This window comes from Acinetobacter sp. YH12208, from assembly GCF_013418055.1.
Classification (GTDB): Bacteria; Pseudomonadota; Gammaproteobacteria; order Pseudomonadales; family Moraxellaceae; genus Acinetobacter; species Acinetobacter pseudolwoffii.
This window is the reverse complement of sequence record NZ_VPCT01000027.1, coordinates 1-13,068: the sequence shown is the minus strand read 5'-3', so window position 1 is coordinate 13,068 and position 13,068 is coordinate 1. Positions and strand designations below refer to the sequence as shown.

At 54.2% G+C, this 13,068-nt stretch carries 11 protein-coding genes and 3 pseudogenes; 8 read left to right on the top strand and 6 right to left on the bottom strand.

Going from position 1 to position 13,068, the window contains the following annotated elements; translation table 11 throughout:
* Positions 1 to 160: 160 nt before the first annotated feature.
* Positions 161 to 1,660: pseudogene (locus FTU95_RS14230) on the bottom strand (Tn3 family transposase); the annotation flags it as partial.
* Between the two features lie 85 nt (positions 1,661 to 1,745).
* Between FTU95_RS14230 and FTU95_RS14225 the strand changes: the two are divergent.
* On the top strand, positions 1,746 to 2,498 hold the full coding sequence (locus FTU95_RS14225) for an IS6 family transposase (RefSeq protein ID WP_000602738.1): 753 nt from the start codon (positions 1,746 to 1,748) through the stop codon (positions 2,496 to 2,498).
* Positions 2,499 to 2,560: 62 nt separating this feature from the next.
* Here the strand turns inward: FTU95_RS14225 and FTU95_RS15200 are convergent.
* The 3 genes and pseudogenes from FTU95_RS15200 to aac(3)-IVa form a co-directional block, all read right to left on the bottom strand.
* Positions 2,561 to 2,845: pseudogene (locus FTU95_RS15200) on the bottom strand (AAC(3) family N-acetyltransferase); the annotation flags it as partial.
* A gap of 74 nt (positions 2,846 to 2,919) precedes the next feature.
* A complete protein-coding gene (gene aph(4)-Ia, locus FTU95_RS14215) occupies positions 2,920 to 3,945 on the bottom strand; it encodes an aminoglycoside O-phosphotransferase APH(4)-Ia (protein ID WP_000742814.1) in 1,026 nt (341 codons plus the stop codon).
* Between the two features lie 228 nt (positions 3,946 to 4,173).
* Positions 4,174 to 4,950 (bottom strand): aminoglycoside N-acetyltransferase AAC(3)-IVa, encoded by a 777-nt coding sequence (gene aac(3)-IVa, locus FTU95_RS14210; protein WP_001199192.1) that lies wholly within the window; start codon positions 4,948 to 4,950, stop codon positions 4,174 to 4,176.
* Positions 4,951 to 5,063: 113 nt separating this feature from the next.
* On the opposite strand from aac(3)-IVa, the gene FTU95_RS14205 reads away from it, so the two are divergent.
* Both FTU95_RS14205 and FTU95_RS14200 read left to right on the top strand, forming a co-directional pair.
* Positions 5,064 to 5,768, top strand: coding sequence for an IS6-like element IS26 family transposase (locus tag FTU95_RS14205; protein ID WP_001067855.1), 705 nt, complete (start codon positions 5,064 to 5,066; stop codon positions 5,766 to 5,768).
* A 39-nt stretch (positions 5,769 to 5,807) separates the two neighbouring features.
* Positions 5,808 to 6,209 carry a LysR substrate-binding domain-containing protein gene (locus FTU95_RS14200; protein WP_001183556.1) on the top strand — a complete coding sequence of 134 codons (402 nt, stop codon included), beginning with the start codon at positions 5,808 to 5,810 and terminating at the stop codon, positions 6,207 to 6,209.
* Positions 6,210 to 6,345: 136 nt separating this feature from the next.
* Here FTU95_RS14200 and FTU95_RS14195 read toward each other — a convergent pair whose 3' ends face one another.
* Positions 6,346 to 7,161: an APH(3')-I family aminoglycoside O-phosphotransferase gene (locus FTU95_RS14195; RefSeq protein WP_000018323.1), complete on the bottom strand. Its 816-nt coding sequence runs from the start codon at positions 7,159 to 7,161 to the stop codon at positions 6,346 to 6,348.
* A gap of 129 nt (positions 7,162 to 7,290) precedes the next feature.
* On the opposite strand from FTU95_RS14195, the gene FTU95_RS14190 reads away from it, so the two are divergent.
* Entirely contained in the window at positions 7,291 to 7,995 is a 705-nt protein-coding gene (locus FTU95_RS14190; protein WP_001067856.1) for an IS6-like element IS26 family transposase, read from the top strand.
* 54 nt (positions 7,996 to 8,049) lie between these two features.
* Here FTU95_RS14190 and FTU95_RS14185 read toward each other — a convergent pair.
* Positions 8,050 to 9,105: pseudogene (locus FTU95_RS14185) on the bottom strand (DUF4158 domain-containing protein); the annotation flags it as partial.
* Positions 9,106 to 9,230: 125 nt separating this feature from the next.
* On the opposite strand from FTU95_RS14185, the gene FTU95_RS14180 reads away from it, so the two are divergent.
* From FTU95_RS14180 to FTU95_RS14165, 4 genes are all read left to right on the top strand, one after another.
* Positions 9,231 to 9,845, top strand: coding sequence for a recombinase family protein (locus FTU95_RS14180; protein WP_000904906.1), 615 nt, complete (start codon positions 9,231 to 9,233; stop codon positions 9,843 to 9,845).
* Positions 9,846 to 9,951: 106 nt separating this feature from the next.
* A protein-coding gene (locus tag FTU95_RS14175) for an IS3 family transposase (RefSeq protein ID WP_373688077.1) occupies positions 9,952 to 11,096 on the top strand; the annotation gives its coding sequence in 2 pieces (ribosomal slippage) (positions 9,952 to 10,216 and positions 10,216 to 11,096; 1,146 coding nt in all).
* Positions 11,097 to 11,195: 99 nt separating this feature from the next.
* Positions 11,196 to 11,999, top strand: a complete 804-nt coding sequence (gene aph(3'')-Ib, locus FTU95_RS14170; protein WP_001082319.1) for an aminoglycoside O-phosphotransferase APH(3'')-Ib — start codon at positions 11,196 to 11,198, stop codon at positions 11,997 to 11,999.
* Positions 11,999 to 12,835, top strand: coding sequence for an aminoglycoside O-phosphotransferase APH(6)-Id (locus tag FTU95_RS14165; RefSeq protein WP_000480968.1), 837 nt, complete (start codon positions 11,999 to 12,001; stop codon positions 12,833 to 12,835). The genes aph(3'')-Ib and FTU95_RS14165 overlap by 1 nt, the downstream gene beginning before the upstream one ends.
* Positions 12,836 to 13,068 lie beyond the last annotated feature (233 nt).

The following is a 13,068-nucleotide window of genomic DNA, read 5'->3' as shown; positions in this document are numbered from 1 at the left end:
GATGACATGGGCGCAACGGCTCAAGCGTGTTTTCAATATCGACATCGAGACCTGCAGCGGCTGCGGCGGCGCCATGAAAGTCATCGCCTGCATTGAAGACCCTATAGTGATCAAGCAGATCCTTGATAGGGTCGTTTGCGGGAGGGGGCGGAATCCTACGCTAAGGCTTTGGCCAGCGATATTCTCCGGTGAGATTGATGTGTTCCCATCCGAGCGGCGAAACATGGGCCAAGAGATCGGGCGATAGCAGCTTTCCATCGCGTTTCTGGTTTGCAACGACCTCGCCGAGCTTCATGGTGTTCCAGAAGATGATGATGGCGGCGAGCAGATTCATGCCGGCGATGCGGTAATGCTGGCCTTCGGCGGAACGGTCGCGGATTTCACCGCGGCGGTGGAAGCTGATTGCCCGCTTCAGCGCATGATGAGCTTCGCCTTTGTTGAGCCCGATCTGGGCACGCCGTTGGAGTTCGGCATCCAGAATCCAGTCGATCATGAACAGGGTGCGCTCGACGCGACCGACTTCCCGCAGGGCTGTCGCGAGCTCGTTCTGCCGCGGATAGGAGGCGAGTTTCCGCAGAATCTGGCTTGGCGCGACGGTCCCGGCAGCAATGGTGGCGGCGATGCGCAGGATGTCGGGCCAATTGCGCTCGATCATGGCTTGGTTGACCTTTCCGCCGATCAACGCTCGCAGGTGCGCCGGGGCGGCCGACGGATTGAACGCGTAGAGCCGTTTGGATGGCAGGTCGCGGATGCGCGGAGCGAACCGGTAGCCGAGAATGGCACATGCGGCAAAGACGTGATCGGTGAAGCCGCCCGTGTCGGTGAACTGCTCGCGGATATGGCGTCCAGCATCGTTCATCAGCAGGCCATCGAGGATGTAAGGCGCTTCGCTTGCCGTTGCAGGAATCACCTGGGTTGCGAACGGCGCATATTGGTCGGAGACGTGGCTATAGGCTTTCAGGCCCGGGGTATTGCCATATTTCGCGTTGACCAGGTTCATGGCCTCACCTTGCTCTGTAGCGACGAAGAACTGTCCGTCGCTCGAAGCCGACGTGCCCATGCCCCAGAACCGGGCCATGGGTAACGCTGCCTGTGCCTCGACCACCATGGCCAGCGCCCGGTCATAGGCTTCGCCCTCGACATGCCACCGTCCAATGCGGATCAATTCCCAGAAGGTGTGGGTGTTTGTCGCATCCGCCATTTTGCGCAAGCCGAGGTTGATCCCTTCCGCCAAGATAACGTTCATTAGCCCGATCCGGTCAGCGCAGGGTGCTCCTGTGCGCAGATGGGTGAACGCTTCGGTGAAGCCGGTCGCCGCATCCACCTCCAGCAGGAGATCGGTGATGCGCGTGGGCGGGATCTGCTTGTAGAGATCGAGCACCAGATCTTCGGCGCCTGTCGGCGCGGCGGCTTCGAGTTTCTCGATATGCAGAACGCCGTTTTCAATCGACCCGCCCGGGATCGTGCCTGCGCGAGCGGCACGGCCAAGCTCGCGCAACCGCATGTCGAGGCGAGCTTGCCGGTCTGCCAGCCATTCCTCCGGCCGCAATGGCACAGCGAGACGACCGCCTTCCGCGATGGATTGTGCCGGAACGAGTGCGTGTTTCAGATCGCCATAGCGCCGGGACCTAGTAAGCCAGACATCTCCGGAGCGGAACGCATGGCCTTGTCGCAAATTCTTCAGGTTAACTCGATGTTGACCATGGGGAGAGAAGTTGCCGCTCCTGATATTGCGGAGCGAGCCGATGATTTTGAATACCATTGCCGAAAAGCTGAAGCGCCAGTCGAAGGATGATTTCAAGGGCAGGCATTTCGAGGCCTGGCTGATTGTACAGGCGGTTGCCTGGTACTTGCGCTACCCGCTCAGCTATCGTGACTTGGAAGAGATGTTTCGCGAGCGGGGCTTCGAGGTCGATCATAGCACGATCAACCGCTGGGTATTGGCTTATGCACCTGTCATCGAGAAACGGCTGCGGCAGTTTCGTCGACCCCATTGCGGCTCGGTCCGGATTGATGAGACCTATGTCAAGATCCGCGGCAAATGGCGCTATCTGTACCGAGCCATCGATAAGCATGGCAATCCGGTGGATTTCCTGCTGACCGCTAAGCGCGATCTCGACGCTGCCAAGCGGTTCTTCCGAAAGATGCTTAAAGATGAACCCTTGTTGTCGCCGAACAGGATTGGGACGGACGGGGCCAACACCTTCCCGTCAACGATCAAAACGTCGGTTGATGATGGGCTTCTCCATCCCGATCCCGTGCATTATGTGACCAAACATCTCCAGCAGGGGATTGAGAGCGACCATTTCCGGGTGAAGAAGAACATGCCGAAGATCGGCGGTTTCCAATCCTTTAACACGGCGCGGCGAACCATCGCGGGTTTCGAGGCGATGCTGTGGCTGCGGAAGGGCTTTGGCTTTTCAGGCGGCTGGACCGTCAATGACCAGAATGATTTGCTTGCGCGCCTCTTCGGACTGCAAAAGGTTAACAAAGCATGAAAATACCGGCCTTGGCTGGGTGATAGCTGCCTCCAAAAGTGTTTGCGACACGCCCGGAACAATTCAGCCACTGCACCCATGTTCCGAGTTGGTGTGGTTTGCGGATCGTATGCCGGCATCTCGTTGCGCAAGATCTGCACCCAATCGGCAGGCACGGGCGGCGATCTCCAATCTGCGGGATCAGTCAGATCACCCGAGTGCGTGGGCATGACAATCGTGCCCTGGGGACCAACACAATCCAGAAGGGCCTGAATCACTGCGACCGGCCCTCCCGCGACCCAGCCGAGCGAGCTTAGCGAACTGTGGACGAGAACTGTGCCACCAAGCGTAAGGCCGTTCTCTCGCATTTGCCTTGCTAGGCTCGCGCGAGTTGCTGGCTGAGGCGTTCTCGAAATCAGCTCTTGTTCGGTCGGCATCTACTCTATTCCTTTGCCCTCGGACGAGTGCTGGGGCGTCGGTTTCCACTATCGGCGAGTACTTCTACACAGCCATCGGTCCAGACGGCCGCGCTTCTGCGGGCGATTTGTGTACGCCCGACAGTCCCGGCTCCGGATCGGACGATTGCGTCGCATCGACCCTGCGCCCAAGCTGCATCATCGAAATTGCCGTCAACCAAGCTCTGATAGAGTTGGTCAAGACCAATGCGGAGCATATACGCCCGGAGCCGCGGCGATCCTGCAAGCTCCGGATGCCTCCGCTCGAAGTAGCGCGTCTGCTGCTCCATACAAGCCAACCACGGCCTCCAGAAGAAGATGTTGGCGACCTCGTATTGGGAATCCCCGAACATCGCCTCGCTCCAGTCAATGACCGCTGTTATGCGGCCATTGTCCGTCAGGACATTGTTGGAGCCGAAATCCGCGTGCACGAGGTGCCGGACTTCGGGGCAGTCCTCGGCCCAAAGCATCAGCTCATCGAGAGCCTGCGCGACGGACGCACTGACGGTGTCGTCCATCACAGTTTGCCAGTGATACACATGGGGATCAGCAATCGCGCATATGAAATCACGCCATGTAGTGTATTGACCGATTCCTTGCGGTCCGAATGGGCCGAACCCGCTCGTCTGGCTAAGATCGGCCGCAGCGATCGCATCCATGGCCTCCGCGACCGGCTGCAGAACAGCGGGCAGTTCGGTTTCAGGCAGGTCTTGCAACGTGACACCCTGTGCACGGCGGGAGATGCAATAGGTCAGGCTCTCGCTGAATTCCCCAATGTCAAGCACTTCCGGAATCGGGAGCGCGGCCGATGCAAAGTGCCGATAAACATAACGATCTTTGTAGAAACCATCGGCGCAGCTATTTACCCGCAGGACATATCCACGCCCTCCTACATCGAAGCTGAAAGCACGAGATTCTTCGCCCTCCGAGAGCTGCATCAGGTCGGAGACGCTGTCGAACTTTTCGATCAGAAACTTCTCGACAGACGTCGCGGTGAGTTCAGGCTTTTTCATATCTCATTGCCCCCGGACGAGCGTCTGCTCCGCCATTCGCCGTCCGCCGTGCCAATCGGATCAGCCGTCCAAATGCGGGATTTTCGTTAGTCGGAGGCCAAACGGCATTGAGCGTCAGCATATCATCAGCGAGCTGAAGAAAGACAATCCCCGATCCGCTCCACGTGTTGCCCCAGCAATCAGCGCGACCTTGCCCCTCCAACGTCATCTCGTTCTCCGCTCATGAGCTCAGCCAATCGACTGGCGAGCGGCATCGCATTCTTCGCATCCCGCCTCTGGCGGATGCAGGAAGATCAACGGATCTCGGCCCAGTTGACCCAGGGCTGTCGCCACAATGTCGCGGGAGCGGATCAACCGAGCAAAGGCATGACCGACTGGACCTTCCTTCTGAAGGCTCTTCTCCTTGAGCCACCTGTCCGCCAAGGCAAAGCGCTCACAGCAGTGGTCATTCTCGAGATAATCGACGCGTACCAACTTGCCATCCTGAAGAATGGTGCAGTGTCTCGGCACCCCATAGGGAACCTTTGCCATCAACTCGGCAAGATGCAGCGTCGTGTTGGCATCGTGTCCCACGCCGAGGAGAAGTACCTGCCCATCGAGTTCATGGACACGGGCGACCGGGCTTGCAGGCGAGTGAGGTGGCAGGGGCAATGGATCAGAGATGATCTGCTCTGCCTGTGGCCCCGCTGCCGCAAAGGCAAATGGATGGGCGCTGCGCTTTACATTTGGCAGGCGCCAGAATGTGTCAGAGACAACTCCAAGGTCCGGTGTAACGGGCGACGTGGCAGGATCGAACGGCTCGTCGTCCAGACCTGACCACGAGGGCATGACGAGCGTCCCTCCCGGACCCAGCGCAGCACGCAGGGCCTCGATCAGTCCAAGTGGCCCATCTTCGAGGGGCCGGACGCTACGGAAGGAGCTGTGGACCAGCAGCACACCGCCGGGGGTAACCCCAAGGTTGAGAAGCTGACCGATGAGCTCGGCTTTTCGCCATTCGTATTGCACGACATTGCACTCCACCGCTGATGACATCAGTCGATCATAGCACGATCAACGGCACTGTTGCAAATAGTCGGTGGTGATAAACTTATCATCCCCTTTTGCTGATGGAGCTGCACATGAACCCATTCAAAGGCCGGCATTTTCAGCGTGACATCATTCTGTGGGCCGTACGCTGGTACTGCAAATACGGCATCAGTTACCGTGAGCTGCAGGAGATGCTGGCTGAACGCGGAGTGAATGTCGATCACTCCACGATTTACCGCTGGGTTCAGCGTTATGCGCCTGAAATGGAAAAACGGCTGCGCTGGTACTGGCGTAACCCTTCCGATCTTTGCCCGTGGCACATGGATGAAACCTACGTGAAGGTCAATGGCCGCTGGGCGTATCTGTACCGGGCCGTCGACAGCCGGGGCCGCACTGTCGATTTTTATCTCTCCTCCCGTCGTAACAGCAAAGCTGCATACCGGTTTCTGGGTAAAATCCTCAACAACGTGAAGAAGTGGCAGATCCCGCGATTCATCAACACGGATAAAGCGCCCGCCTATGGTCGCGCGCTTGCTCTGCTCAAACGCGAAGGCCGGTGCCCGTCTGACGTTGAACACCGACAGATTAAGTACCGGAACAACGTGATTGAATGCGATCATGGCAAACTGAAACGGATAATCGGCGCCACGCTGGGATTTAAATCCATGAAGACGGCTTACGCCACCATCAAAGGTATTGAGGTGATGCGTGCACTACGCAAAGGCCAGGCCTCAGCATTTTATTATGGTGATCCCCTGGGCGAAATGCGCCTGGTAAGCAGAGTTTTTGAAATGTAAGGCCTTTGAATAAGACAAAAGGCTGCCTCATCGCTAACTTTGCAACAGTGCCATTTTAAGCGTTATGCTAAGCCCAGGAAGCCGCAGGATCTTTTGAACCACAACTGCATTAACGTCCGCTATTCTGATACGAGTGGATTGTACGCCTGGGAATTCGAGAAAGATGCTCAGAAATTCAGTCTGAAAGTCAAAGGGCAATATATTGCGAACAGCACGATTCATCAGCTCGATGCAGCATTAGACGGGCTGGGGATTGCCTATATTCCCGAGTATGTTGCAGATGGATATATCAAAAGCGGCAAGCTGATTGCTGTTCTGACCGAGTGGTGTCCATATTTTGACGGCTACCATATTTATTATCCTCACCGCCGACAGGATTCTCCTGCGTTTATGGCTTTTCTGCAAGTTTTGCGTGACAGGTACAATAATGGAATAAGATAAATTTATGAGTAAAGGATTATGTCCACGATAAGCACCTGGGTCGATTCCTGGGAGGCGGCCATGAGGGTAGGGAAGCGCCGTCCCGTCAAGTCAGCGTAATGCTCTGCCAGTGTTACAACCAATTAACCAATTCTGATTAGAAAAACTCATCGAGCATCAAATGAAACTGCAATTTATTCATATCAGGATTATCAATACCATATTTTTGAAAAAGCCGTTTCTGTAATGAAGGAGAAAACTCACCGAGGCAGTTCCATAGGATGGCAAGATCCTGGTATCGGTCTGCGATTCCGACTCGTCCAACATCAATACAACCTATTAATTTCCCCTCGTCAAAAATAAGGTTATCAAGTGAGAAATCACCATGAGTGACGACTGAATCCGGTGAGAATGGCAAAAGCTTATGCATTTCTTTCCAGACTTGTTCAACAGGCCAGCCATTACGCTCGTCATCAAAATCACTCGCATCAACCAAACCGTTATTCATTCGTGATTGCGCCTGAGCGAGACGAAATGCGCGATCGCTGTTAAAAGGACAATTACAAACAGGAATCGAATGCAACCGGCGCAGGAACGCTGCCAGCGCATCAACAATATTTTCACCTGAATCAGGATATTCTTCTAATACCTGGAATGCTGTTTTCCCGGGGATCGCAGTGGTGAGTAACCATGCATCATCAGGAGTACGGATAAAATGCTTGATGGTCGGAAGAGGCATAAATGCCGTCAGCCAGTTTAGTCTGACCATCTCATCTGTAACATCATTGGCAACGCTACCTTTGCCATGTTTCAGAAACAACTCTGGCGCATCGGGCTTCCCATACAATCGATAGATTGTCGCACCTGATTGCCCGACATTATCGCGAGCCCATCTATACCCATATAAATCAGCATCCAGGTTGGAATTTAATCGCGGCCTCGAGCAAGACGTTTCCCGTTGAATATGGCTCATAACACCCCTTGTATTACTGTTTATGTAAGCAGACAGTTTTATTGTTCATGATGATATATTTTTATCGGCACTGTTGCAAATAGTCGGTGGTGATAAACTTATCATCCCCTTTTGCTGATGGAGCTGCACATGAACCCATTCAAAGGCCGGCATTTTCAGCGTGACATCATTCTGTGGGCCGTACGCTGGTACTGCAAATACGGCATCAGTTACCGTGAGCTGCAGGAGATGCTGGCTGAACGCGGAGTGAATGTCGATCACTCCACGATTTACCGCTGGGTTCAGCGTTATGCGCCTGAAATGGAAAAACGGCTGCGCTGGTACTGGCGTAACCCTTCCGATCTTTGCCCGTGGCACATGGATGAAACCTACGTGAAGGTCAATGGCCGCTGGGCGTATCTGTACCGGGCCGTCGACAGCCGGGGCCGCACTGTCGATTTTTATCTCTCCTCCCGTCGTAACAGCAAAGCTGCATACCGGTTTCTGGGTAAAATCCTCAACAACGTGAAGAAGTGGCAGATCCCGCGATTCATCAACACGGATAAAGCGCCCGCCTATGGTCGCGCGCTTGCTCTGCTCAAACGCGAAGGCCGGTGCCCGTCTGACGTTGAACACCGACAGATTAAGTACCGGAACAACGTGATTGAATGCGATCATGGCAAACTGAAACGGATAATCGGCGCCACGCTGGGATTTAAATCCATGAAGACGGCTTACGCCACCATCAAAGGTATTGAGGTGATGCGTGCACTACGCAAAGGCCAGGCCTCAGCATTTTATTATGGTGATCCCCTGGGCGAAATGCGCCTGGTAAGCAGAGTTTTTGAAACGTAAGGCCTTTGAATAAGACAAAAGGCTGCCTCATCGCTAACTTTGCAACAGTGCCCTCGCGATGACATCGCCCAGCGGCTGGCCATCATCCTGTGCATCGACCAGGGCGCCCCCGATCTCGGCGAAGGATTTCAGGGTGTCACGCACCACCCCCGCTTCGTCTGCGACCTTTGCATGGCAAATACGCTCCGAAGCACGGTAGAGACGGCCGACGATCCGGTCGTGGGTTTCGACCACTGCGTCGGCCAACATCGCCTGCCATTCCGAGACGCAAACAGCCAAGATCGCAAGCCGCCTGTCCTCCGGGAGATCGCGCATGCCGTCGGCATAATACCGTTCACCCTGCCTGCGCAGACGAGTCACCCGATGGGCAGGAACGCCGGCAAGCAGATCCTCGGGGAGATCGACGCGTTGCAGATATTCGAGCCGGTCGAGCAGCCGGTTGGCCGACGAAGAGTTCGAGCCAGGCTCGAACTGGCGCAGCCACACAAAACGGGTCACCCGATCATCAGCCGTCTCCTCGAGCAATGCCAGCAACTGTTCTCGGATCGACATAGGCAGCCGACTGGCGATCCTCGTCTCGATGCGTCGCTCGGCATCGACGAGAGCCGCGGCACAAAGCCGCTCGATCGTGGATGTCGCGGGAAGGACAGTGCGGGTGCGTCGGCACTCGGCTACGAAGCGACGGGCGATATCCTCGTTCGACACCGCCATCTCGGCTTCTCGGAACAACCATTCCTTCAGCTCGCTCGCACCACGTCCGGAGAAGGTGCGGAAGCCGTAGAGCCCCCGTAACTCGGCAAGATGCTCGTGCCGTGTTTCCTCGCGGGCAGCATAGTCTACGAGATCGTCGGCACCCAGGCCAAGCTGCGCTCCGATAAATTCGATGACCTCTGCAGGGATCAGTTCGCCTGGAGCCAGCACCCGGCCGGGATAGCGCAGGACACACAATTGCAGGGCGAAGCCGAACCTGTTGTGAGCGCGCCGACGCAGCCTGATATGCCCAAAGTCTTCATCACTCAGCGTATAGTGCTTGAGCAAATCCGTCTGTGAAGTCGGCAAGCGCAACAGCGCGTCTTTCTGCCGATCGGTTAGAGTGACGCGACGCGGCATACATGTTCCTTTTTCAAAATCTGATAGCGTTCAAGACGCTTTGTTTATGAAGCTGGTTGAGATACATTTCCAGAGGTCAATGCAATCGTGGCCGAAGCGCCGCCTCAAACCAACGTTTGTGATACATGCTGATCGGATATGCCCGCGTCTCCAAAGCCGATGGCTCGCAGTCTCTCGACCTGCAGCACGACGCCTTGCGCGCCGCAGGTGTCGAACGGGACAATATCTATGATGATCTTGCTTCCGGCGGTCGTGATGATCGCCCTGGCTTGACTGCCTGCCTCAAGTCATTGCGTGACGGCGATGTGCTGGTGGTCTGGAAGCTCGATCGCCTCGGACGATCGCTTGCCCATCTGGTCAACACGGTGAAGGAGCTGTCAGACCGCAAGATCGGCCTGCGGGTTCTGACTGGAAAGGGCGCTCAGATCGACACCACGACTGCGTCCGGTCGCATGGTGTTCGGAATCTTCGCCACCTTGGCCGAGTTCGAGCGGGATCTGATCCGAGAGCGCACCATGGCGGGTCTCGCCTCCGCGAGAGCGCGCGGTCGCAAGGGCGGACGAAAATTCGCGCTCACCAAAGCTCAGGTGCGTCTCGCGCAAGCCGCCATGGCCCAGCGCGATACTTCAGTTTCCGATCTCTGCAAGGAACTCGGCATCGAGCGCGTCACTCTCTACCGATATGTCGGTCCCAAAGGCGAGCTCAGAGACCATGGAAAGCATGTTCTCGGACTTACGTAGCAACTCGTTTCTTTTCGCAGGTTGAGCCACAGAGGTGGATCAGGAAATTTGAACAACACTTATAAGTGATATTTTGCTCCCCAAATGATGTTATAAACATCAATATATGGAGTATTTTATGACACGTAGACCAAGAAGAAATCATTCAAATGACTTTAAAGCTAAGGTAGCACTTGCTGCGATTAAAGCAGAAAAAACACTTGCTGAATTGAGTGCTGAATTTGATGTTCATCAAAACCAAATTATTGACTGGAAAAATCAACTGATTTCAGCTTCCTCGCAAGCTTTCGATCAATCAAAAGCTCCAACAGAACCACCCATCGATCTAAAAAAACTACATGCAAAAATCGGTGAGCAGGCATTAGAAATTGATTTTTTAGAAGGTGTGTTGAAGAAACTGGGTCGCTTCAACCACAAAAGTTAATCGATGACTCACTTCAGATTTCAGTATCTAAGCAAGCTAAGCTGCTGAAAGTCTCCCGTGGTTGTTATTACTATCGCCCAAAACCTGTGAGTGAATCAGATCTGAAGCTGATGCGCTGTATGGATGAGTTACATATGCAATACCCTTTTGCAGGTAGCCGTATGATGCGTGATTTATTGAATCGTCAAGGACATCATATAGGACGACGTCATACACGTACTTTAATGAAGAAAATGGGCATTAATGCGTTATATCGTAAACCAAATCTAAGTCAGGCCAATCAAGCTCACCGTAAATATCCATATCTGCTCAAAGGATTGGCTATTCAGCGCAGTAATCAAGTGTGGTCTACGGATATAACGTATATCCCTATGGCAAAAGGCTTTGTTTATTTATGTGCTGTGATTGATTGGCATAGCCGCAAGGTACTTGCGCATAGAGTATCGATTAGTATGGAGGTTACATTTTGCATAGAAACATTAAATGAAGCTATTGAAAAATATGGCCGACCTGAAGTCTTTAATACAGACCAAGGCAGTCAGTTTACCAGTGATACATTTATTGATGTATTGAAATCAAATGGCATTCAAATCAGTATGGATGGTAAAGGTCGATGGGTTGATAATGTGATGGTTGAACGATTATGGCGGAGCGTTAAATATGAAGAGGTGTATCTCAAAGCCTACAGCAATGTTTTGGATGCGAAGAAGCAATTAAACGCATATTTTGAATTTTATAATTTGAAACGACCTCATTCGAGTCTGGACAAAATGACTCCAGATGAGTTTTACTATGACCAGCTACCACAACAAAATAAGGTAGCTTAACTAGAGCAGAGTATCACTTATAAATAAGCTTTTAGTTGTTCAAACAAGTGGGACCACCTCTCACCTCCGCGCTTCATCAGAAAACTGAAGGAACCTCCATTGAATCGAACTAATATTTTTTTTGGTGAATCGCATTCTGACTGGTTGCCTGTCAGAGGCGGAGAATCTGGTGATTTTGTTTTTCGACGTGGTGACGGGCATGCCTTCGCGAAAATCGCACCTGCTTCCCGCCGCGGTGAGCTCGCTGGAGAGCGTGACCGCCTCATTTGGCTCAAAGGTCGAGGTGTGGCTTGCCCCGAGGTGATCAACTGGCAGGAGGAACAGGAGGGTGCATGCTTGGTGATAACGGCAATTCCGGGAGTACCGGCGGCTGATCTGTCTGGAGCGGATTTGCTCAAAGCGTGGCCGTCAATGGGGCAGCAACTTGGCGCTGTTCACAGCCTATCGGTTGATCAATGTCCGTTTGAGCGCAGGCTGTCGCGAATGTTCGGACGCGCCGTTGATGTGGTGTCCCGCAATGCCGTCAATCCCGACTTCTTACCGGACGAGGACAAGAGTACGCCGCAGCTCGATCTTTTGGCTCGTGTCGAACGAGAGCTACCGGTGCGGCTCGACCAAGAGCGCACCGATATGGTTGTTTGCCATGGTGATCCCTGCATGCCGAACTTCATGGTGGACCCTAAAACTCTTCAATGCACGGGTCTGATCGACCTTGGGCGGCTCGGAACAGCAGATCGCTATGCCGATTTGGCACTCATGATTGCTAACGCCGAAGAGAACTGGGCAGCGCCAGATGAAGCAGAGCGCGCCTTCGCTGTCCTATTCAATGTATTGGGGATCGAAGCCCCCGACCGCGAACGCCTTGCCTTCTATCTGCGATTGGACCCTCTGACTTGGGGTTGATGTTCATGCCGCCTGTTTTTCCTGCTCATTGGCACGTTTCGCAACCTGTTCTCATTGCGGACACCTTTTCCAGCCTCGTTTGGAAAGTTTCATTGCCAGACGGGACTCCTGCAATCGTCAAGGGATTGAAACCTATAGAAGACATTGCTGATGAACTGCGCGGGGCCGACTATCTGGTATGGCGCAATGGGAGGGGAGCAGTCCGGTTGCTCGGTCGTGAGAACAATCTGATGTTGCTCGAATATGCCGGGGAGCGAATGCTCTCTCACATCGTTGCCGAGCACGGCGACTACCAGGCGACCGAAATTGCAGCGGAACTAATGGCGAAGCTGTATGCCGCATCTGAGGAACCCCTGCCTTCTGCCCTTCTCCCGATCCGGGATCGCTTTGCAGCTTTGTTTCAGCGGGCGCGCGATGATCAAAACGCAGGTTGTCAAACTGACTACGTCCACGCGGCGATTATAGCCGATCAAATGATGAGCAATGCCTCGGAACTGCGTGGGCTACATGGCGATCTGCATCATGAAAACATCATGTTCTCCAGTCGCGGCTGGCTGGTGATAGATCCCGTCGGTCTGGTCGGTGAAGTGGGCTTTGGCGCCGCCAATATGTTCTACGATCCGGCTGACAGAGACGACCTTTGTCTCGATCCTAGACGCATTGCACAGATGGCGGACGCATTCTCTCGTGCGCTGGACGTCGATCCGCGTCGCCTGCTCGACCAGGCGTACGCTTATGGGTGCCTTTCCGCAGCTTGGAACGCGGATGGAGAAGAGGAGCAACGCGATCTAGCTATCGCGGCCGCGATCAAGCAGGTGCGACAGACGTCATACTAGATATCAAGCGACTTCTCCTATCCCCTGGGAACACATCAATCTTACCGGAGAATATCGTTGGCCAAAGCCTTAGCGTAGGATTTCGCCCTCTCCCGCAAACGACCCCAGCGTCGATGACATGGGCGCAACGGCTCAAGCGTGTTTTCAATATCGACATCGAGACCTGCAGCGGCTGCGGCGGCGCCATGAAAGTCATCGCCTGCATTGAAGACCCTATAGTGATCAAGCAGATC